The following is a 19,624-nucleotide window of genomic DNA, read 5'->3' on the forward strand; positions in this document are numbered from 1 at the left end:
CCTGCCGAGCTAGGAGGGACGGGGCGTAGGCCTCGATCATGGACGTGAAGCGCTTCTTCCGCGGACCCCTGTTCTGGATCATCCTCGCCTTTTTGATGGTGCTGGTGATCGGACAGCTCCTGACCGGCTCGACCGGGTTCAAGGCCGAACCGACCGGTGAGGTCGTCAAGGTGATCAAGCAGGCCACCGACGCACCGGCCGGCCAGAAGGTGATCAAGTCGATCGTGCTCGTCGACCCCGACCAGGAGATCCGGGTCGAGAAGGCCGACGGCACCAAGATCCGCGCCTTCTGGGTGGACGGCCAGGCGAACACGCTGGGCACGTCGCTGCAGGACCTCTACCAGAACGGCAAGATCGAGAAGTACAACGTCGAGAACCCGAAGCCGAGCTTCATCGGCCAGGTGTTCCAGACGCTGATCCCGTTCCTGCTGATCGCGGTGGTCTTCATCTTCTTGATGAACTCGATGCAGGGCGGTGGCTCGCGGGTGATGAGCTTCGCCAAGTCGAAGGCCAAGCTGATCACCAAGGACACCCCGAAGACCACGTTCGCCGACGTGGCCGGCTGTGACGAGGCGATCGAGGAGCTCGGCGAGATCAAGGAGTTCCTCCAGGAGCCCGGCAAGTTCCAGGCCGTCGGCGCCAAGATCCCCAAGGGCGTGCTGCTCTACGGCCAGCCCGGTACCGGTAAGACCCTGCTGGCCCGCGCGGTCGCGGGTGAGGCCGGGGTGCCGTTCTACTCGATCTCCGGTTCGGACTTCGTCGAGATGTTCGTCGGTGTCGGTGCCTCCCGGGTCCGCGACCTGTTCGAGACCGCGAAGACCAACGCCCCGGCGATCGTCTTCATCGACGAGATCGACGCCGTCGGCCGGCACCGTGGTGCGGGGCTCGGCGGTGGCCACGACGAGCGCGAGCAGACGCTGAACCAGTTGCTGGTCGAGATGGACGGCTTCGACGTCCGCGGCGGTGTGATCCTGATCGCAGCCACCAACCGGCCCGACGTACTGGACCCGGCGCTGCTGCGGCCCGGCCGCTTCGACCGGCAGATCGCCGTCGACGCGCCGGACCTGCCCGGCCGTGAGCAGATCCTGAAGGTGCACTCCCGTGGCAAGCCGATGTCCCAGGACGTCGACCTGCGGGCGGTCGCCCGCCGGACGCCGGGCTTCACCGGTGCCGACCTGGCCAACGTGCTGAACGAGGCGGCCCTGCTGACCGCCCGCTCGAACATGCAGGTGATCGACAACAAGGCGCTCGACGAGGCGATCGACCGCGTGATCGCGGGGCCGCAGCGCCGTACCCGCCTGATGTCGGACAAGGAGAAGGTGCTCACGGCGTACCACGAGGGTGGACACGCCCTGGTCGCCGCGGCGCTGCCGCACTCCGACCCGGTGCACAAGGTGACGATCCTGCCGCGCGGCCGCGCCCTCGGTTACACGATGGTGCTGCCGGACGAGGACAAGTACTCGACCACCCGCTCGGAGATGCTCGACAAGCTGGCCTACATGCTCGGTGGCCGCGCGGCCGAGGAGATGGTCTTCCACGACCCGACCACGGGCGCCAGCAACGACATCGAGAAGGCGTCGGCGCTGGCCCGCGCGATGGTCACGCAGTACGGCATGACCGAGCGGCTCGGCGCGATCAAGTTCGGCTCGGACAGCGGTGAGCCGTTCCTGGGCCGCGACCTGGGCAGCCAGCGCAACTACTCCGAGGAGATCGCGGCCGCGGTCGACGAGGAGGTCGGCAAGCTGATCCTGAACGCGCACCAGGAGGCCTTCGACATCCTGGTCGAGAACCGTGCGGTGCTGGACCACCTGGTCGAGGAGCTCCTGGAGAAGGAGACCCTGGACAAGGCCCAGATCGCCGAGGTCTTCGGCCCGATCGTGAAGAAGGAGCGCCGGCCGGCCTGGACCGGGTCCTCGACCCGGGTCCCGTCCGACCAGCCGCCGGTGATGCCGTTGCCGACCCGGGCCGAGCAGAACGGCTCGCTGTCCGACGTACTGCCGGGTGGTTCGGTCGGTCCGGACGAGAACGTGAACCCGCCGAACTACGGTGGCGGCCCGACCCCGCCGCTGCCGAACGAATGATCTGATGCACGCAGCCCCGCCATCCGCCCGGATGGCGGGGCTTCTGCTTACCCTGGCGCCATGACGTCGCCGAAGTTCGACCATGCCCGGGCGGAACGGGCCGTGCGGGAGCTGCTGATCGCGATCGGGGAGGACCCGGACCGCGACGGGTTGCGGGACACCCCGGCCCGGGTGGCGCGCTCGTACGCCGAGATCACCGCGGGGCTCGGTCAGACGGCCGAGGAGGTCCTCAGTACGACGTTCGACCTCGGGCACGACGAGATGGTCCTGGTGAAGGACATCGAGGTCTGGAGCGTCTGTGAGCACCACCTGGTGCCGTTCACCGGGGTCGCCCATGTCGGCTACATCCCGAACCGCGACGGCCGGATCACCGGCCTGTCCAAACTCGCCCGCCTGGTCGACGTCTACGCCAAGCGCCCCCAGGTCCAGGAGCGCCTGACCACCCAGATCGCCGAGTCCCTCGTCGAGCTGCTCGAACCGCGCGGCGTGATCGTCGTGATCGAGTGCGAACACCTCTGCATGACCATGCGCGGCGTCCGCAAGGCCGGCGCCAAGACCATCACCTCCGCCGTCCGCGGCCAGCTCCGCAACCCCGTCACCCGCGCCGAAGCGATGAGCCTGATCGTCGGCTGAATGGCACCATGTGTCGTATCACTAGCTGAGGAGGGTAGATGGCGATCACGGCCTCCGCGGCACGCAAGGATCTGTTCCCGCTGATCCAGCAGGTGAACGAGGATCACACTCCGGTCGAGATCACCTCGAAGGGCGGCGATGCGGTCTTGATCTCGCTCGGCGACTATCGGGCTCTGGAGGAGACGGCACACCTGCTGCGTGTCCCCGAGAATGCACGGCGGCTGTTGGAGAGCCTGCAGCAGGCGCAGCGAGGCGAGCGCGAGGAGCACGAGCTGATGTGATGCTCGTCTTCACTCCCAACGGCTGGGAGGACTGCGCCTACTGGCAGCACGTCGATCGGCAGGTGAAGCGGATCAATCGACTGATCGAGGATGTGCTGCGGGATCCGCAGAGTGGCATCGGGAAACCCGAGCCGCTCAAACACATGTTTCAGGGTGTCTGGTCGAGACGGATCGACTCCGAGCATCGACTGGTCTGTCTCGTCGACGGCGACGATCTGGTCGTCCTTCAGGCGCGCTTCCACTACAGCAAATAACTCCGCGCGTAGCTCCTTGCCGCCTCGCTCGTTGGGGATTGTGAGCTGGTAGCTGTGGACAATCCGTTGCAGAACGTTTACTTTCCGTAAGGGCGTTCGTTCGACGGGGACCGGGCGCCGGCGGTGAGGAGGACAAGGAATGTCGGGGCGTTACCGGGTCGGCGCCGCACTCGCCGGCGCTGCGATACTGACCGCTGCCGGACTGGTGGCGGCGAACTGGGCCACCGCGGACGAGGGCAAGCGACACACCACCGAAGGGCCGCGGGTCGAGCCGACGAAGCTGGTCGGGGCGCCGGGCACCAAAGCTTCGCTGCAGGCCGAGACGTTGCGGACCGAGCTCGGGTCGCGCGCGGTCGGCAGTTACTACGACAGCGCGGGCGACCTGGTGGTCGCGGTCTCCGATGAGGCCACCGCCGCACTGGTCCGGGCGGCCGGCGCGGTGCCGAAGCTGGTGCGCTTCACCGCCGCCGAGCTGAACTCCGTGCAGTCCGAGCTGAACCGGCTGGCCGAGAAGTCGCGAGCCGGCAAGGTGCGCTCCTGGTATGTCGATCCGATCAGCGGCACCGTGGTGGTGAGCGTTCCCAAGGGCGCGCACGACATCTTCACCGAGCGGTTCGTGGAGCGGGCCAAGGAGCACGGTGACCAGGTGACGGTGAAGACCGTCTACGGCACGGTGAAGCCGACCGCCGACGACTTCAGCCTGCGCGGCGGGTTCCAGGTCGACAAGAACACCGGCTACGTCTGCTCACTCGGCTTCAATGCCCGGACGAGCAAGGGCACCCGGGTCTTCCTGACCGCCGGCCACTGCACCTCCGGCAAGCCGTCGTTCTCCCGGAACGGCTACATCCTCGGCAACACGGTGTACTCGAGCTTCCCGGGCAACGACTACGGCAGTGTCGATGTCATCGAGGGCTGGGACCAGCAGGGCTACATCGAGGGCTGGGGTTCCGGCAGCGTCGCGGTGCACGGGGTCGCGAGTCCCACGGTCGGATCCGAGCTGTGCAAGTCGGGTAAGAGCACCGGCTGGACCTGCGGCCGGATCGTCGCCAACAACGTCACGGTGAACTACGGCAACAACAAGATCGTGCGCGGTCTCTTCCAGCACACGGCCTGTGTCGAGTCCGGTGACTCGGGCGGTGCCAACATGACCGGCAACTACGCCCAAGGCATCACCAGCGGCGCAGCGCTGATCGACGGCAAGTGCCTGGACAAGTACAACCGCTCCAACGAGTCCTACTCCCAGCCCATCGGCGAAGCCCTCCGGGCAACCCAGACCGAACTGGTTATGGGTAGCTGATTCCGGCATTGTCCGACCCGCCCACTACGGTGGGCGGGTGGGAATCGGGTCGTGGGGTCACGTGGACGGGCTGCCGGTGCTGGACCGGAGCCTCGTCATGGGTGTCGTGAACGTGACGCCGGACTCGTTCTCCGACGGCGGTGAGTGGTTCGAACCGGCAGCCGCGATCAAGCACGGTCTGGATCTGCTCGCCGAAGGCGCCGATCTGCTCGACGTCGGTGGGGAGTCGACCCGGCCGGGCGCCGAGCGACCGTCGCAGGCGGAGGAGATCCGCCGCGTGCTGCCGGTGGTCGAGGCACTGGCTGCCGCCGGTGCACTGATCTCGGTCGACACCATGCGCTCCGAGGTCGCCGCGCTCGCCCTCGAAGCAGGCGCCACGATGATCAACGACGTGTCCGCCGGCCAGTCCGACCCGGACATGCTCGCGCTGGTGGCCGAACGCCATACGCCGTATGTCGCGATGCACTGGCGTGGGCATTCGATCGACATGCAGAACAAGGCCGAGTACGACGACGTCGTGGCCGAGGTGATCGCGGAGCTGGCCGAGCGGCTCGAGGTGATCCGGGCCGCCGGGGTGGACCTGAACCGGGTCGCCCTCGACCCCGGGCTCGGGTTCGCCAAGAACGCGGACCACAACTGGGAGATCCTGCGCCGGCTGCCGGAATTCGCCGTACTGGGCCGGCCGTTGCTGATCGGTGCGTCCCGCAAGACGTTCCTCGGTAGGCTGCTCGCCGATGAGGAGACCGGTGCGCTACGGCCGGCCGTACGACGAGACGACGCGAGCCTGGCTGTGAACGCCCTGGTCGCCGCCGCCGGTGCCTGGTGTGTCCGGGCCCACGTGGTGGCGCCCACCGCGGACGCGGTCCGAGTGGCGAAGAGATGGGGAACCGGATGACCGAGGGACCCGCCCGGTCGGGCGAAGGCGCGCGCGGGACGACCGTCGAGGACGTCGTGCTGAACGCCAACACCGCGTTCTACAACGCGTTCGAGGCCGGCGACCTGGATCTGATGGCGGCCGTCTGGCTGCCGGAACCCGACCCGGTCTGCATCCACCCCGGTAACGCCGCGATCTACGGGTACCCGGAGATGATGCGGGCCTGGGCGATGATCTTCGCGAACACGCCGTACATCCAGTTCTTCCTCACCGACGTCCAGGTACGGGTGGATGAAGACGTGGCCTACGTCACGTGTACGGAGAATGTCCTGTCGTCGGGTGACGGTGCTCCGGAGGACGGTTTCGCGGGCGGCAAGGCGCTCGCCACCAACGTCTTCCGCAGAACTTCCTCCGGCTGGCGGTTGTGGATCCACCATGCCTCCCCGGTACTGTCGTCTGGGGGTCAACAGGAGGAGGCGCCGTGAGCGAGCGGAGCGAGCTCACAATCGAGCACAGTGTGCCCCGGAGTCTCGGCCGCGCCCGGAACGAAGTGAGGACGTGGATGAGCGAGCCCGTGACCCCTCCTGACGTGATCGAGATCCGCGGCATCCGCGGCTTCGGGCGCCATGGAGTCTTCGATCACGAGCGGGCCGACGGGCAGGAGTTCGTCGTGGATGTCCGGCTGGAGCTGGACACCCGGCCTGCTGCGGCCTCCGACGACCTGGCCGACACCGTGAACTACGGCGTGGTCGCCGAGCAGGTGCACCAAGCGATCGAGAGTGATCCGGTGGACCTGATCGAGACCCTCGCCCAGCGCATCGCCGACCTGTGTCTCGCCGACCGGCGGGTGACAGCGACCGCGGTGACTATCCACAAACCCTCGGCGCCGATCTCGGTGCCGTTCGACGACGTTGTCCTGACCGTGCAGCGCAGAGCCGGAGAATCCTCGTGACCGAGACCCCCAGTCCTTACGTCATCGACGCGGACACCCTGAGCGGCGGCCTCAAGCCGATCCGCCAGGTGATCCTGTCGCTCGGCAGCAATCTCGGCGACCGTGAGGCGAACCTGCAGGGCGCGATCGACGCGCTGCGGGACACCCCGGACGTCGTCGTGGTCGATGTCTCGCCGGTCTACGAGACCCAGCCGATCGGCGGGCCGGACGAATCCGGCCCGTACCTGAACGTCGTCCTGCTCGCCGACTCGACGCTGTCGGTCGACCTGCTGCTGGACCGCGCGCACGCGATCGAGCAGGCCTTCGGCCGCGAGCGCAGCGTGCCGGGCGCGCCCCGGACGCTGGACGTCGACCTGATCACCTACGGCAAGAAGACGATCGAGACCGACGAGCTGACCATCCCGCACCCGCGGGCGCACGAGCGCGCGTTCGTGCTGGCCCCGTGGCTGGACATCGAGCCGGACGCGGTCCTGGTCGGGCACGGCCCGGTCGCGGAGCTCCTGGAGAAGGTCGGCACCGACGGTGTGACCAAGCTCGATCTCGAGCTCCAGTAGTGGCCTCCGGCGGTCCCGAGTCCGGCCGCGCCCCTGGTTCCGGCAAGGAACCACAGCGCCCGGGCTCGGTGCGGCCGACCTCACGGCGGTTGCTGGTGGCAATCGCCGTACTGGGGGCCGCGATCGGGTTCACGATGGTCAAGGCGATCGAGGCCGGCGATGGGGTCGCGCCGTCGATCTCCTGGCTGACGCTGGTGGCCTGGGCGTTCCTGGCCGCGCTGCTGTTCGCCGCGGCCCGCAACACACAGCAACGGGTTCAGGTACGGCGGGAGCGGGTCGAACCGCAGCGTGCCGTCTTCCTGTTGCTGATCGGGAAGGCGAGTGCTTTCGTCGGCGCGTTGTGCACCGGTGTGTACGCAGGGTTCGCGTTATCCTTCCTGCGAGGCGTGAGCGCCTCGGGTCCTCGTAACAGAGTGATCATGGCCGGTCTCGCCGCCGTGATCTCGGTGCTGGTCGTCACGGCCGGATTATTGCTGGAACGTGCGTGTCGTATTCCCGATGACCCCGACGAGACCGCCTAACATGACGGTCCATGGGGTCAAGGGGTAGCCGCCGTCGAACCAGGACCACCGTTCTCACCGTCGCCAACGCTCTGTTGATCGTTGTGTGCCTCGGTGTCAGCGTTGCGCTGTTCACTCAGAACACCTGGATTCTCCGCGGAGCAGCGATCGCTGCCGTCGCGGTGGCCATCGCTGCCTCGGTGCTCTTCCGTCACCAGTTGCTGGTCGAGCGGCTCGCGCACTCCGACGAACGCGCCACTGTCGCGCAGGAGTACTCGCGGATCACCAGTGCCCGTGTGGTCGAGAACGCGGAGTTCGTCGACCTGATGCAGCGTCGTCTGGACAAGATCGATGCGCGCCTCGACAAGATCGACGAAGAGGTCGCCACGGTCGTTGCCGCCGGCGACAAACACTCCCAGGCCGATGCCCCGACCGTCGTGGATCTGAAACTGCGCGGCCTCGCTGCCTCCTGATCGCGTAGGTTCTACCGTGTGGACCTCGCTCAGCTGCTGAAAGTCGCCCAAGCCGCCGTCGACCAGGGCCGGACGGTGACGGATACCCGTGGCCCCGGGACGCTCACGTTCAAGAGTGACCGCGACATGGCCTCCGAGGTCGACTACGCGGTCGAGCGGAAGATCCGCGAGTTCCTGGAGCGCGAGGCGCCGCAGATCGGTATCCAGGGCGAGGAGGAGGGCGGCCCGACCGAGGGCACCCGCTGGGTGCTCGACCCGATCGACGGGACGGTGAACTTCGTCCACGGGATGCCGTTGTGGGCCATCTCACTGGGCCTGATCGTCGACGACCGCGCCGTACTCGGAGTGATCGACCACCCGCCGCTCGGCACCCGGTACGCCGCTGCCGAGGGGCTGGGCGCGACCTGTAACGGCAAGGCGATCCAGGGCAGCGGCTGTACGACGCTGAACGAGGCCCTGATCGCGATGGGCGACTTCGCGATCAGCGAGGACGCGGCCGAGATCAACCCGCGCCGGCTGGAGCTGCACAGCCTGCTCGTCCCGCGGGTGCAGCGGCTGCGCCAGATCGGTACGGCGGCGGCCGCACTGACGTTCACCGCCAACGGCTTCTTCGACGCGACGATCATGTACTCCAACAAGCCGTGGGACACGATGGCCGGTGTCTCGATCTGTCGCGAGGCCGGCCTGCAGGTGCTCGACCTCGACGGCAGCCAGCACTCGCCCGCCTCCCGCGGCACCTTCGCCGTGGCCCCGGCGCTCGCCGAAGAGCTCACCGAACTGGTGATCCGCTCCGGCGTCTGAAATACCCTCGCCCCTTCCGGGGTTGTCGCTAGGTATGAGCACCCTGGGCATCATCGGAAGTGGAAACATCGGGACCGTGCTGGCGAAGCTCGCGGTCGCAGCTGGATATGACGTAGTACTGGCGAACTCGCGCGGTCCGGAGAGCCTGCGCGAGAAGGCCACTGAGCTGGGTGTGCGAGCCGGTACGACGGCCGAGGCGGCGGAGGCTGGTGACATCGTCGTGGTGACGATCCCGCTGGGCCGCTACGCCGACGTCCCGGCCGAGCCGCTGGCCGGCAAGGTCGTGATCGACACGATGAACTACTACCCGAGCCGCGACGGCCGGATCGAAGAGCTCGACAACGAGACGGTCAACACCGCCGATCTGCTGCAGCGCCACCTGCCGGAGTCCCGCACGGTGAAGGTCTTCAACAACATCACCGCGGTCAACCTGCTCAACCTGGCGCGGGCCGCCGGTGCCGACGACCGCAGCGCGCTCCCGCTCTCGGGCAACGACGCGGAGGCCCGCCAAGCGGTTGCCGAGCTGCTGGACAAGCTCGGGTACGACGCCGTCGACGCCGGACCGCTGAGCGAGAGCTGGCGGCACGAGCGCGAGACGGCCCTGTACGTCGATCCCTACGTCTCCGAGGGCAGTTCGCTGGAGCGGATCATGGACGGTTACGACGACCCCGGCAAGCCCGCCCCGGCCGCCGAGATCGAGAAGCTGCTCGCCACCGCGCACCGCCCGCCCGTCAAGGACCTGCAGTTCTAGCCAACCCCTAGCGTCCGAAGGACTCGCAGATACCGGCCGCGTGTCCTTCGGACGTTATTTGTCGATGTCGCCGACGACGAAGAACATGCTGCCGAGGATGGCGATCATGTCGGGGATCATCGTGCCGGGTAGCAGGGCTGGTAGGGCGGAGATGTTGTTGAAGCTGGCGGAGCGGAGTTTGAGGCGCCAGGGGGTTTTGTCGCCGCGGGAGACGAGGTAGTAGCCGTTGATGCCGAGGGGGCTCTCGGTCCAGGCGTAGGTCTGGCCTTCGGGGACCTTGAGGATCTTGGGCAGCCGGACGTTGACGGGGCCTGCCGGCATCGACGAGAGCTTGTCGAGGCAGGCGTCGACCAGGTCGAGGGAGACCTTGACCTGCTCGAGCAGTACGGCGAAGCGCGCGAAGCAGTCGCCGTCGGGTCGAGTGACGACGCGCAGGACGTCCTGGAGCTCGCCGTACGCGAGGTAGGGCTCGTCGCGGCGGAGGTCGGCGTCGACACCCGATGCGCGCGCGATCGGCCCAGAGACGCCGTACTGGGCGACTAGCTCGGGGGACAGCTTGCCGATGCCGACGGTGCGGGCGCGGAAGATCTCGTTGCCGAGGATGAGGTTCTCGATGTCCGGCAGCCGTTTGCGGACGGCGGCGGACGCGGCGGCGGTGCGGCCGAGCCAGCCGTACGGGAGGTCTTCTTTGAGGCCGCCGACCCGGTTGAACATGTAGTGCATCCGGCCGCCGGACAGCTCCTCGAGCACGGCCTGGATGGTCTCGCGCTCGCGGAAGGCGTAGAAGACCGGCGTGATCGCACCCAGCTCGAGCGGGTACGAGCCGAGGAACATCAGGTGGTTCAGGATCCGGTTGAGCTCGGCGAGCAGCGTGCGCAGCCAGACCGCGCGGACGGGGACCTCCAGGCCCATCATCCGCTCGACCGCGATGACCACTCCGAGCTCGTTGGCGAAGGCGGACAGCCAGTCGTGCCGGTTCGCCAGCACGATGATCTGCCGGTAGTCCCGGACCTCGAACAGCTTCTCCGCGCCGCGGTGCATGTAGCCGACGATCGGCTCGCACCCGGCGATCCGCTCACCGTCCAGGGTCAGCCGCAGCCGCAGTACGCCGTGCGTCGCCGGGTGCTGCGGTCCGATGTTGAGCACCATGTCGGTGGTCGGCAGGTCCGAGCCGGCGCCCGTCCCACCCCGCTCGAACGCCGGGTCGAATCCAGCAGCTCCAGCCCCGACACCAACCACCTTCTCGATACTCATGACCCAAGTGTGCCGTGCGCACTGGAGCTCGGCGCTGCTGACGCCCAGGCACGCACCTCGCGGGCCTTGCGGAACAGCCACGATGGACCCCGCATCGAGGCTGCCCCTCAAGCCCCCCGATGCACGCACCTGGACGCCACCATCGCTCAAGCTCCAGCACGCACGGCACACTTCGTGACAGGCTGGTGTCGTGGACGACCTCTTTGCACCTTCCGATGTCAGCTGGACGCCGGTCTCACCGCAGCTCGCGTCGGTCCGGCGAGTCTCTGCCGCGATCCTCGCGGGGGTGACCGGGCTCGCCCTGCTGCTCGCGCTCGGGCTCACGCTGGGCTGGCTGTACGGCGTTCTCGGGCTGATCGTGGTCGCGGCCGTGTTCGTCTGGTCGTGGGTCCTGATCGGGCGCAACCAGCGGTCCTGGAAGTACGCCGAGCGCGAGGACGAGCTGATGGTCAGCCACGGGATCATGTTCCGCGAGCTGGTCGTGGTGCCGTACGGGCGGATGCAGTTCGTCGACGTGGCCGCCGGTCCGCTGGAGAGGGCGTTCGGCATCGCTACGGTAGAGCTGCACACGGCCACACCGGCGACCGACGCGAAGATCCCCGGTCTGCATCCGGACGAGGCCGCCCGGCTGCGTGACCGGTTGTCCGCGCTCGGTCAGTCGCAGGCGTGGGGCCTGTGACCGAGCCGACGCCGGCACCCCGGGTGGAGCAGAAGGGGGCCCGGCTGCACCCGCTGACGCCTTTCGTCAAAGGCTGGATCGTCTTCGTCGCCGCAGCCCTCGCGCTGGTCAACAACGAGGGCCTGCGCGAGAACCTCAAGCTGGCGGGGATCGGGCTCGGTGCCGCGCTCGTCGGCGGTGTCCTGCTCGGCACGCTGTCGTGGTGGTTCACCACGTGGCAGCTGACCGATGATGCGATTCGGGTGGACAGTGGCTTCCTGTTCCGGCGGACCCGGATCATCCGGTTCGACCGCATCCAGGCCATCGACGTCGCCCAGCCCTTCGTAGCCAGGCTGTTCGGCATGGCCGAGCTGCGGATGGACGTGGCTGGCGGCGGCAAGAGCGACGGCCGGCTGAGCTACTTCAAGTACACCGAGGCCCGTGAGCTGCGCACGACCCTGCTGGTCCGGGCCAAGGGCGAGCAGGTTGCTCAGCAGCAGGAACACGAGCAGGAGCACGAGCCGGAGGCGTTGCTGGTCGTTCCGACCGCCCGCCTACTCGGTGCGACGCTGCTGTCGTCGACAGTCGTCGCCAGCGCGGGCGCTCTGATCTGGCTGATCGTGGCCACCATGGTGTTCGACTTCCACATCGGTCTGTTCGCCGGTCTACCGCTGCTGCTCGGTGTGGTTCAGCCGATCTGGAAGCAGGTCGTCGGCAACCATGGCTTCACCCTGTCCCAGACCGACCACGGTCTACGGACCAAGCGCGGTCTGTTCGACGTACAGCGACAGACCATCCCGCCGGGTCGCGTGCAGGGCCTACTGGTCACCGAGCCGATCATCTGGCGGATGCTGGGCTGGTCCCGGGTGGAGCTGGACATCGCTGGTGTAGCGGGCGGCAAGGAGGACGGCGACGACCACCTGGAAGGCGCACAGCTGCTTCCGGTCGGTGAACGCGGCGAGGTAGCCGCAGTGCTCGCCAGGGTGTTGCCAGGCTTCAACCTCGATGCCATCGAGATGCAGCGCGCTCCCGAGCGCGCCAAGTGGCTGCGGCCGATCGGCTGGCGCTACCTGGCGTACGGCGCCGACGCGCAGGTCTTCGTCACCACCGCCGGCTGGGTGAGCCGCCGTACGTCGATCGTCCTGCACCACAAGACCCAATCGGTCCGGCTGGCCCAGGGACCGATCCAGCGCCGCCTCAACCTGGCCGACGTGCACATCGACACCCCGGTCGGCCCGACGAACGCAGTCGCCCTGCACCGCTCAGCCGACGAGGCCGCCTGGCTCACCCAAGCTCAAGCCCACCAGGCACGCCAAGCCCGCCAGGCCATCGAGTCCAACCGCCCCCACGAGTCCTAGGACAACTTCTGCGGGCGGCTCTGCATCGTGGTTGGCATGCAGACGAAAAACATGTTCAAGCGAGTAGCTGCGGCGGCGGGGTCCGCAGTACTGCTGGGGAGCCTGGCCGTGACCACCTCGGGGACGGCGACCGCCGCATCCACCGCTAGCTGCACTGTTCCGCTGCAGGCGATCACCAGCGCCGGCGAGCTGAAGGGCGTCACCGTCACCGGCACCAAGCCTCCGACCAGCGCCAGCGGAACGCCTCAGCACGAGTTCACTGCAGGTGCCGCCAAGCTCGCGTCCAACTGGAGCTTCAGCGCGCTGCCGGCCGGCGCCTCGCTCGAGGCCTATGTGGTTCTCGGTACGTCGCTGTACGCCGTGAGTGACGTCTACTCCGAGTCGACCGGCCAGTGGGAGCACAAAGAGACCAAGGTCGGCATCAACTGGGACAAGTTCAGCATGATCGAGGAGTCCTGGGCCGGGCTGAGCTCCAGCTCCCGGAACGCACGCTACGGGTTGCGGAACGACGGTGTGCTGTTCCGCTGGACGAACGGCTTCCAGACGGTCGCCTCAGCCGCCGGCTTCTCCGACATCAAGGCGATGACGCTGATCAGCCAGACGGCGACGTACGACACGTTCCTGGCCACGACCAAGGCCGGCGTGCTGGAGACGATCCGCATCCCGTCGACGGCGCCGCTCAAGCCAGTCGTGAAGACTGTCCGCGGTTCGACCTGGCAGGGCTTCGAAACCCTGGTCGCGAACAGCTGCGGTACCGGCACGCTGCTCACCGCGATCGATAAGGACACCAACTCGGCGTACGTGTACTCCATCGGTCACGCGACCGGCACGACCACGCCGATCACGAACCTCGGCAAGGTGTCCGGGACCTTCGCTGACCCGGTCTACTCGCGCTACCGGTCCGAAAACGACCCGATGCTCGCCGGGGAGTGACTGAGCACCCAGCCGAACCCGCCGAGTCCTGACGGGTCCAATAGCTCGGCCGCCTCACCTGCCGCAGACAATGCGGCCAGGTAGGCGGCCGAGTCGCTGTGGGCCAGGTCCAGCGGCGGTCGTTGCGCCGAGACGCCCAGCTGCATCAGCATCTCGCGCTGGCTGCGCACCTCACCGCCGAGCGAGTCCAGCGCGACGTGGGCAGTGATGTCGCAGCTGCCGTCCAGCACCGGCTCACACTCGCGTCCTGCCCGGAAGCCGGTCAGAGTCCCGTACGGCGGCCTGTCGTCGGCCAGGTGCCCGTAGTCGATAGCCAGCGCGGTGCCGTGGTCGATGCGGTCGACCACACCGGCCCAGGCCTCGTCCCGGGCGAGTCCGATCTCGGCCCGATCACCCGGCTCGCCAGGCCACCACTGCCGCAACCACTCCAGATCGTTGCCCTCGACAACATCACCCAGTGTCAGCTCGGCGGTCAGATAACGCGGTACGCCGTCCTCGTCCCACTCGGCCAGCTCACACGGGATGTTGTCGAGCCACTCGTTGGCCACGACCAGTCCGGTCAGGCGGTCGGGCAGTTCGTCGTCCAGCTCGATCTCGACCACCTTCAGGCCCTCAGCCCGCAGCACTCGGCCCAGCTCCCCGGAGCCGGCCCCGATGTCGGTCACCTGCTCAGCACCGACCTCACGCGCCAACCGCGCGATCGCCCGGCCAAACAGGTCCGACGCGTGCACCGACGTACGGAAGTGTGCTGCTGGTCGCTCACGCCGGTAGAAGCCGTCCGGGCCGTAGAGCGCGTGCTGCCAGGCGGTGCGATAGTTCATGGCTGCCGTTCGAAGAGGTATGGACCGGAGTGATTCTAGGATCGCCTCATCATGCCGAACCTTCCTGACGAGCTGGCGGTTCTGTTCACCGGAGAGCCGGTCTTCGACATCATCGGTGATCAGCCGCCGTTCGCCTTCACCCCGGAGTGGTTGGAGGACCGGCAGGCCCGGGTCACCGAACTGGTGAGCCGTGCCGAGTTCGGCACGGTCGGCACGGGCGTCGGTCATACATTCCTGCAGCCGGACGCGCCACCGCTGGCCAACGTCGTCTACCAGGCATTCTGGAGCCTGCTGCCGACGGTGGGGATCCTGGCGGGCACTGCACCGACGCTGCATCGGATGCTCATCGACCGCTACCTGCTGAAGCCTGCTGCGCTGGAGACGGATTCCGACCGGTGGCGGCAGGGGCCGACAGCGTTCCACCTGCCGCTGATCCTGCTGTCGCGAAGCGCCGGTGAGCTACAGGACCAGGTGCTGGCGGTGGCTCGGGAGGCCATGGACGTGCTGTCCGGAATTCCGCTACTGGAGCCGCGGCGGACCGTGATGGCGAGGATGCTGGACGAGGTACTGTCCGATCCGGACCTGCTCGCGGCGCACAGGTCGCTCAACAACGCCGCCCTGGTCAAGCGGTGGGCGACGAAGTTCACCGACGACGAGGTGAGGTCGACCTTCCCGGCCCTGTCAGGCAACCCGCTGGACCTGCTGGCACCCGGAGTCGAACGGTTGCAGGCGGCGTACGAGACCATCGCGGCGAAGACGCCAGAAGCCGAGCGGCCGTTCGCCGAGGAGCTCGCCGAGCTGGTCCGGCAGGTCGGTCGGCCTGACCTTCCAGCCGGGCTGTCGTTCACCGTGCTGGGCCCGGCCGGAACAGCTGAGGTGCAGGAGGCCTTGGAGCGGGCGACCGGGCAGCACGACCGGGCTGCCTGGCGACGTCGACGGGTGAGCTGGCTGCTGCGCGCTGTCGAGGCCGGAGCGGCTTTCCAGGCTCGGGAGTGGCTTGCTGCGGCGTACCAGGTCGGTGCGGTCCTCAACGGCCTGCCCGACCAGCCCCAGCCGTCGAAGGACCTGTACATGACCGCGACCTTCCTGCGCGCCCTCAGCAGCCTCTACACCGCCCGGCCAGGGCTGGTGACGAGTGTTCCGAGTACCGGCGAGCCCGCCGGGAACGAGGAGCCGGCCGGCTCCGGCGATCCGATCGCCGAGCTGAACGCGATGATCGGGCTGGGGCCCGTCAAGACGCGCGTACTCGAACTTGTCGCCGAGGCCCGGCTGGCGCAGATCCGGACCGAGGCCGGGCTGCGGTTGCCCAAGCCGATGGGGCACCTGGTGTTCAGCGGCAACCCGGGGACCGGCAAGACCACCGTGGCCCGGCTATTGGCCGAGGTCTACCGCGACCTCGGCATGCTGTCGTCCGGGCATCTCGTCGAGGTCGGCCGGGCGGACCTGGTCGGCACCTACATCGGGCAGACCGCGCCGAAGGTGATCGAGGTTGTCGAGCGGGCGCTGGGTGGCGTCCTGTTCATCGACGAGGCCTACGCGCTGGCCAACCCGTCCGGCCGGGACTTCGGGCACGAGGCGCTCGCCACCCTGATCCAGCTGATGGAGACGCATCGCGACAACCTGGTCGTGGTGATGGCCGGGTACCCGAGTGAGATGTACTGGCTCGTCCAGAGCAACCCTGGGATCGCGTCGCGGATCCGTAGCTTCGTGAACTTCCCCGACTACCTGGACACCGAACTGCACGACATCTTCCTGCAGGCGGTCGAGCAGGCCGGGTTCGAGATCACCCCGGAGGCCTCAGAGCTGGTGCTGGCCTCACTGCGCAAGGTCCCGCGGACCCGCGGGTTCGGCAACGCCCGGACGATCCGGACACTGCTGGAGCGGATCGCTACCCAGCAGGCCGTCAGACTGGCTGCGGTGGAGTCGCCGACGCACGAGCAAGTGCGGGAGCTGATGTTGGCCGATGTCACCGGGCTGGCCACCGCCGGCCTGCTGCAAGCGCGGCAGGATGCGAACCCCCAGGCGCAGCTGGCGCAGATGATCGGCCTGGCCGAGGTGAAGGCGACGGTGGAGCGGCTGGCCTCGGAGGCGAAGGCGGACGTCCTGCGAGCCAAAGCCGGGATGCCACCGGCCGAGCGGTCCCGGCACATGGTGTTCGTCGGCAACCCGGGGACCGGCAAGACCACAGTCGCCAGGCTGCTGGCTGAGATCTACCGGGACCTCGGACTGCTCGGTGTCGGGCAACTGGTGGAGACGACAGGGCTCGAGCTGGCCGGCGAGGCCTACGGGAAGACCGGACCCCGGGTACGGCGGATTGTCGAGCAGGCGCTCGGTGGGGTGTTGTTCATCGACGAGGCGTACGCGCTGGTGGAGCTGGACGAATTCGGCAAGGACGCGGTGGCCATGCTGATCAAGCTGATGGAGGAGCACCGCGACGACCTGGTCGTCATCCTTTCCGGCTACACCGAGCCGATGGAGAAGCTGTTCAAGCTCAACAGCGGGCTGCGCTCCCGGGTGCCGACGACAGTCGAGTTCACGGACTATTCGGTGCCGGAGTTGCAGGAGATCTTCCAGGCCCAGGCGGCCGCCGGAGGGTTCGTGCTCGCCGACGGTGTGCTCGACCGGGTCGGCCGGTTGCTGCAGCCGTTGCTCGCCGACGACGAGTTCGGCAACGGCCGCAGCGTGCGCAACCTGTTCGAGGCCACTGTGGCGCGGCAGGCGGTCCGGATCGTCGAGCTGACGGACCCGGCGGTCGAGCAGATCCGTGAGTTCACCGTCGACGACCTGCCGGACTCCTTGGAGACCAAGCCTGCGGAGGCTTCCACCGGCTTCTGGCTCTAGCCGCCCAGGGCGACGGCGCCGAACTGGCTCCAGACGCCGTGCTCGTCGTCGCGCCAGAGGCCCAGCTCGGTCAGCGTGACCACGGGTGCCGGCTCGGCGGCCAGGGCGGCTTGAGCGTCGGCGACGACGGCCGGTCCGCCCTGGGCGGACGAGGAGATGGTCAGATGCGGGTGCGGCTCCGAGAACTCGCCGTTGTACGGCGGGTAGTCGGGGAAGGCGGCGGCGACCTTGCGGATCAAGGCCACCACCTCGTCGAACGGCTCGGGGCGCAGCCAGGCGGTTCCGTTCGGGAACTGGCCGGCCGCGGGGAAGCTGAGCTCGAAGGGCTTCACGTCGGCGACCGCGGCCCGCACCTTGTCCAGATCGGCGTCGGTGGGCTCCGGCACCCACGGCACCAGCACGGTGACGTGCGGCGGGATCAGCTCGTTCAGTGGGACGTCCGGCCGCATGCTGGTCCGCGACACCGACCGCCACCGGTCCGTGTACGCCGCCAGCTCCGGCACTGTGATCAGAATCGCGGTCAATCCGCGTCGAGTAGCCCAGGCATCCTTCACCACGCCATCCTCGCATCGCCTAGGCTGACTGGGAGATCGTCTGGTACCCCACCGTGGGACTGGAACGACGGAGAGAGTGAGTATGGAACGGATCGGCTTGATCGGAGCCGGCCGGGCCGGAACCGCCCTGGGAGCAGCCATGGCGGCCGCCGGGTATCCCTTGGTCGGAGTCTCCGCGCGGTCGAGCGCGTCACGTGATCGCGCCGCCCGCCTCCTTCCGCATGTGCCGGTGTTGTCACCCGACGAGGTCACCGGCCGCGCCGACGTCGTACTGGTCGCTGTACCGGACGAGGCGATCGCTGCGGTTGCTCACACGCTCCCGCTGACCACCGGGCAGTACGTCGTTCATCTGTCGGGTGCACACGGGCTCGCTCCACTGCAGGGGCTGCCGGCGACCCCAGTGGCGTTGCATCCGCCGATGACGTTCACCGGTGTGGATGCTGTTCAGCTGCAGGACCTGGTTTTCACCGCGACCGCGCCAGCTGCGGCCAAGGCGGTTGTGGAGCGACTGGTGAAGGCGCTCGGGGCACAGGTGCAGTGGGTGGCAGAGGCGGAGCGTGCGCGCTACCACGCCGGCCTGGTGCACGCCGCGAACCACCTCACCACCTTGCTGTCCCAAGCGTTCGCCGTACTGCAGGAAGCAGGAGTTGCGGATCCGTCGGCAACACTCCGGCCACTGCTGACGGCAACCCTCGACAACACGCTGCGATCCGGTCATCATGCGCTGACCGGGCCGATCGTGCGGGGCGATGTCGACACGGTGGCAGCACATCTGGCCGGTCTGCACGGTCGCACGGCGAGTACGTACGCCGAGCTGGCCGGCGCGACGGTGGAGCTGGCGGTGGCGGACGGACGGCTGGACGCGGGCACGGCGGCCCGGTTCGGCGAGGTGCTGGAGCGGTATCGAACAGGGGAGGCACCGCGATGAGACTCACCCAGACGAAGGCCGAACTGCGGGCGGCGACGGCGGTCCGGCCGCGAGCGGTGGTGATGACGATGGGCGCGCTGCACGAGGGGCATGCGGCCCTGCTGGCCGAGGCGCGCGAACGCGTCGGACCCGATGGCAGTGTGGTGCTGACGATCTTCGTGAACCCGCTGCAGTTCGGGCCGACCGAGGACTTCGACCGCTACCCGCGCACGCTGGCCAGCGACCTGGCGATCGCCAAGAACGAAGGCGTCGACCTGGTCTTCAACCCGTCCCGCGACGAGCTGTACCCGAACGAACCCTCGGTCACCGTGCATCCCGGTCCGTTGGCCGACGAGCTGGAGGGCCAGGTGCGCCCCGGCCACTTCGGTGGCGTCCTGACGGTGGTGTCGAAGCTGCTGCACCTGACGCAGCCCGATCTGGCGCTGTTCGGCGAGAAGGACTACCAGCAGCTCACGCTGATCCGCGAGATGGTCTGCGACCTGGACTGGAACGTCGACATCGTGCCGGTACCGACAGTGCGGGAGGCAGACGGCCTCGCGATGTCCTCACGCAACCGGTACCTCGACGAGACCGAGCGTGACGAGGCTCTGGTTCTCTACCGCGCTCTAACGGCCGGTGCGAAGGCCGGCATGAACGGTCCGGACGCCGTACTGGCCGCTGCGCACGCGGAACTGGAGGCGGTCCCGTCGGTCAAGATCGACTATCTGGCGCTCCGGGCACCTGACCTGGGTCCGGTGATCGGCCCTGGTGAGGCGCGCATGCTCATCGCTGCCCGGGTGGGTCAGACTCGTCTCATTGACAACATTTCCATCACGCTGCGATGAAT

The 19,624-nt window shown here is 68.1% G+C and carries 22 protein-coding genes; 19 read left to right on the plus strand and 3 right to left on the minus strand.

Features of this window, described 5'->3' with window-relative positions:
• Positions 1–35: 35 nt before the first annotated feature.
• The 13 genes from ftsH (at position 36) to ACIA49_RS08475 (ending at position 9,451) form a co-directional block, all read left to right on the plus strand.
• A complete protein-coding gene (gene ftsH, locus ACIA49_RS08415) occupies positions 36–2,081 on the plus strand; it encodes an ATP-dependent zinc metalloprotease FtsH (protein ID WP_396377172.1) in 2,046 nt (681 codons plus the stop codon).
• A gap of 60 nt (positions 2,082–2,141) precedes the next feature.
• Entirely contained in the window at positions 2,142–2,714 is a 573-nt protein-coding gene (gene folE / locus ACIA49_RS08420; RefSeq protein WP_396376461.1) for a GTP cyclohydrolase I FolE, read from the plus strand.
• A gap of 38 nt (positions 2,715–2,752) precedes the next feature.
• Positions 2,753–2,995: a type II toxin-antitoxin system Phd/YefM family antitoxin gene (locus tag ACIA49_RS08425; protein ID WP_396376462.1), complete on the plus strand. Its 243-nt coding sequence runs from the start codon at positions 2,753–2,755 to the stop codon at positions 2,993–2,995.
• Entirely contained in the window at positions 2,995–3,249 is a 255-nt protein-coding gene (locus ACIA49_RS08430) for a Txe/YoeB family addiction module toxin (RefSeq protein WP_396376463.1), read from the plus strand. Before ACIA49_RS08425 ends, ACIA49_RS08430 begins: the two co-directional genes overlap by 1 nt.
• Before the next feature lie 139 nt (positions 3,250–3,388).
• Entirely contained in the window at positions 3,389–4,546 is a 1,158-nt protein-coding gene (locus tag ACIA49_RS08435) for a S1 family peptidase (protein ID WP_396376464.1), read from the plus strand.
• Between the two features lie 97 nt (positions 4,547–4,643).
• Positions 4,644–5,441 carry a dihydropteroate synthase gene (folP, locus tag ACIA49_RS08440; protein ID WP_396377173.1) on the plus strand — a complete coding sequence of 266 codons (798 nt, stop codon included), beginning with the start codon at positions 4,644–4,646 and terminating at the stop codon, positions 5,439–5,441.
• On the plus strand, positions 5,438–5,905 hold the full coding sequence (locus tag ACIA49_RS08445; protein ID WP_396376465.1) for a nuclear transport factor 2 family protein: 468 nt from the start codon (positions 5,438–5,440) through the stop codon (positions 5,903–5,905). Before folP ends, ACIA49_RS08445 begins: the two co-directional genes overlap by 4 nt.
• A 77-nt stretch (positions 5,906–5,982) precedes the next feature.
• The gene (gene folB, locus ACIA49_RS08450; protein WP_396376466.1) at positions 5,983–6,372 is read left to right on the plus strand and encodes a dihydroneopterin aldolase; all 390 of its coding nucleotides are present in this window, start codon (positions 5,983–5,985) and stop codon (positions 6,370–6,372) included.
• Positions 6,369–6,926, plus strand: a complete 558-nt coding sequence (gene folK, locus ACIA49_RS08455) for a 2-amino-4-hydroxy-6-hydroxymethyldihydropteridine diphosphokinase (protein WP_396376467.1) — start codon at positions 6,369–6,371, stop codon at positions 6,924–6,926. The genes folB and folK overlap by 4 nt, the downstream gene beginning before the upstream one ends.
• Positions 6,926–7,447, plus strand: a complete 522-nt coding sequence (locus tag ACIA49_RS08460; protein ID WP_396376468.1) for a DUF3180 domain-containing protein — start codon at positions 6,926–6,928, stop codon at positions 7,445–7,447. The genes folK and ACIA49_RS08460 overlap by 1 nt, the downstream gene beginning before the upstream one ends.
• 11 nt (positions 7,448–7,458) lie before the next feature.
• Positions 7,459–7,899 (plus strand): hypothetical protein, encoded by a 441-nt coding sequence (locus ACIA49_RS08465; RefSeq protein WP_391541077.1) that lies wholly within the window; start codon positions 7,459–7,461, stop codon positions 7,897–7,899.
• A gap of 18 nt (positions 7,900–7,917) precedes the next feature.
• Entirely contained in the window at positions 7,918–8,700 is a 783-nt protein-coding gene (locus ACIA49_RS08470; protein ID WP_396376469.1) for an inositol monophosphatase family protein, read from the plus strand.
• 22 nt (positions 8,701–8,722) lie between these two features.
• Positions 8,723–9,451, plus strand: a complete 729-nt coding sequence (locus ACIA49_RS08475; RefSeq protein ID WP_396376470.1) for an NADPH-dependent F420 reductase — start codon at positions 8,723–8,725, stop codon at positions 9,449–9,451.
• Between the two features lie 54 nt (positions 9,452–9,505).
• Here ACIA49_RS08475 and ACIA49_RS08480 read toward each other — a convergent pair whose 3' ends face one another.
• The gene (locus tag ACIA49_RS08480) at positions 9,506–10,705 is read right to left on the minus strand and encodes an NADH-quinone oxidoreductase subunit D (protein WP_396376471.1); all 1,200 of its coding nucleotides are present in this window, start codon (positions 10,703–10,705) and stop codon (positions 9,506–9,508) included.
• A 190-nt stretch (positions 10,706–10,895) separates the two neighbouring features.
• On the opposite strand from ACIA49_RS08480, the gene ACIA49_RS08485 reads away from it, so the two are divergent.
• The 3 genes from ACIA49_RS08485 to ACIA49_RS08495 are packed head-to-tail and all read left to right on the plus strand — an operon-like array spanning position 10,896 to position 13,654.
• The gene (locus ACIA49_RS08485) at positions 10,896–11,384 is read left to right on the plus strand and encodes a PH domain-containing protein (protein ID WP_396376472.1); all 489 of its coding nucleotides are present in this window, start codon (positions 10,896–10,898) and stop codon (positions 11,382–11,384) included.
• Complete coding sequence (locus ACIA49_RS08490; RefSeq protein WP_396376473.1) at positions 11,381–12,721, plus strand: PH domain-containing protein; 1,341 nt, start codon at positions 11,381–11,383, stop codon at positions 12,719–12,721. Before ACIA49_RS08485 ends, ACIA49_RS08490 begins: the two co-directional genes overlap by 4 nt.
• Before the next feature lie 36 nt (positions 12,722–12,757).
• Positions 12,758–13,654, plus strand: a complete 897-nt coding sequence (locus ACIA49_RS08495; RefSeq protein ID WP_396376474.1) for a hypothetical protein — start codon at positions 12,758–12,760, stop codon at positions 13,652–13,654.
• On the opposite strand, the gene ACIA49_RS08500 is transcribed toward ACIA49_RS08495, so the two are convergent.
• On the minus strand, positions 13,615–14,475 hold the full coding sequence (locus ACIA49_RS08500; protein WP_396376475.1) for an SAM-dependent methyltransferase: 861 nt from the start codon (positions 14,473–14,475) through the stop codon (positions 13,615–13,617). The two genes, ACIA49_RS08495 and ACIA49_RS08500, sit on opposite strands and share 40 nt — an antisense overlap.
• A 51-nt stretch (positions 14,476–14,526) precedes the next feature.
• Here ACIA49_RS08500 and ACIA49_RS08505 point away from each other — a divergent pair, with 51 nt between their 5' ends.
• Positions 14,527–17,316 carry an AAA family ATPase gene (locus ACIA49_RS08505; protein WP_396376476.1) on the plus strand — a complete coding sequence of 930 codons (2,790 nt, stop codon included), beginning with the start codon at positions 14,527–14,529 and terminating at the stop codon, positions 17,314–17,316.
• Here ACIA49_RS08505 and ACIA49_RS08510 read toward each other — a convergent pair.
• Positions 17,313–17,870: a 2'-5' RNA ligase family protein gene (locus tag ACIA49_RS08510; RefSeq protein ID WP_396376477.1), complete on the minus strand. Its 558-nt coding sequence runs from the start codon at positions 17,868–17,870 to the stop codon at positions 17,313–17,315. The two genes, ACIA49_RS08505 and ACIA49_RS08510, sit on opposite strands and share 4 nt — an antisense overlap.
• 82 nt (positions 17,871–17,952) lie before the next feature.
• Here ACIA49_RS08510 and ACIA49_RS08515 point away from each other — a divergent pair, with 82 nt between their 5' ends.
• Positions 17,953–18,798 carry a Rossmann-like and DUF2520 domain-containing protein gene (locus tag ACIA49_RS08515; RefSeq protein WP_396376478.1) on the plus strand — a complete coding sequence of 282 codons (846 nt, stop codon included), beginning with the start codon at positions 17,953–17,955 and terminating at the stop codon, positions 18,796–18,798.
• Complete coding sequence (gene panC, locus ACIA49_RS08520) at positions 18,795–19,622, plus strand: pantoate--beta-alanine ligase (protein WP_396376480.1); 828 nt, start codon at positions 18,795–18,797, stop codon at positions 19,620–19,622. The genes ACIA49_RS08515 and panC overlap by 4 nt, the downstream gene beginning before the upstream one ends.
• Positions 19,623–19,624: the final 2 nt, after the last annotated feature.

It is taken from the genome of Kribbella sp. NPDC051587 (assembly GCF_044453945.1).
GTDB lineage: Bacteria > Actinomycetota > Actinomycetes > Propionibacteriales > Kribbellaceae > Kribbella.

Bases quoted from the DNA above. Each gene is read 5' to 3' on its own strand.
- ACIA49_RS08465 (WP_391541077.1), top strand. From the start codon at position 7,459: ATGGGGTCAAGGGGTAGCCGCCGTCGAACCAGGACCACCGTTCTCACC.
- ACIA49_RS08500 (WP_396376475.1), bottom strand. From the start codon at position 14,475: ATGAACTATCGCACCGCCTGGCAGCACGCGCTCTACGGCCCGGACGGC.
- folB (WP_396376466.1), top strand. From the start codon at position 5,983: ATGAGCGAGCCCGTGACCCCTCCTGACGTGATCGAGATCCGCGGCATC.
- ACIA49_RS08425 (WP_396376462.1), top strand. From the start codon at position 2,753: ATGGCGATCACGGCCTCCGCGGCACGCAAGGATCTGTTCCCGCTGATC.
- ACIA49_RS08435 (WP_396376464.1), top strand. From the start codon at position 3,389: ATGTCGGGGCGTTACCGGGTCGGCGCCGCACTCGCCGGCGCTGCGATA.
- folE (WP_396376461.1), top strand. From the start codon at position 2,142: ATGACGTCGCCGAAGTTCGACCATGCCCGGGCGGAACGGGCCGTGCGG.
- panC (WP_396376480.1), top strand. From the start codon at position 18,795: ATGAGACTCACCCAGACGAAGGCCGAACTGCGGGCGGCGACGGCGGTC.
- ACIA49_RS08480 (WP_396376471.1), bottom strand. From the start codon at position 10,705: ATGAGTATCGAGAAGGTGGTTGGTGTCGGGGCTGGAGCTGCTGGATTC.
- ACIA49_RS08445 (WP_396376465.1), top strand. From the start codon at position 5,438: ATGACCGAGGGACCCGCCCGGTCGGGCGAAGGCGCGCGCGGGACGACC.
- ACIA49_RS08495 (WP_396376474.1), top strand. From the start codon at position 12,758: ATGCAGACGAAAAACATGTTCAAGCGAGTAGCTGCGGCGGCGGGGTCC.
- ACIA49_RS08430 (WP_396376463.1), top strand. From the start codon at position 2,995: ATGCTCGTCTTCACTCCCAACGGCTGGGAGGACTGCGCCTACTGGCAG.
- folP (WP_396377173.1), top strand. From the start codon at position 4,644: ATGGGTGTCGTGAACGTGACGCCGGACTCGTTCTCCGACGGCGGTGAG.
- ACIA49_RS08515 (WP_396376478.1), top strand. From the start codon at position 17,953: ATGGAACGGATCGGCTTGATCGGAGCCGGCCGGGCCGGAACCGCCCTG.
- ACIA49_RS08505 (WP_396376476.1), top strand. From the start codon at position 14,527: ATGCCGAACCTTCCTGACGAGCTGGCGGTTCTGTTCACCGGAGAGCCG.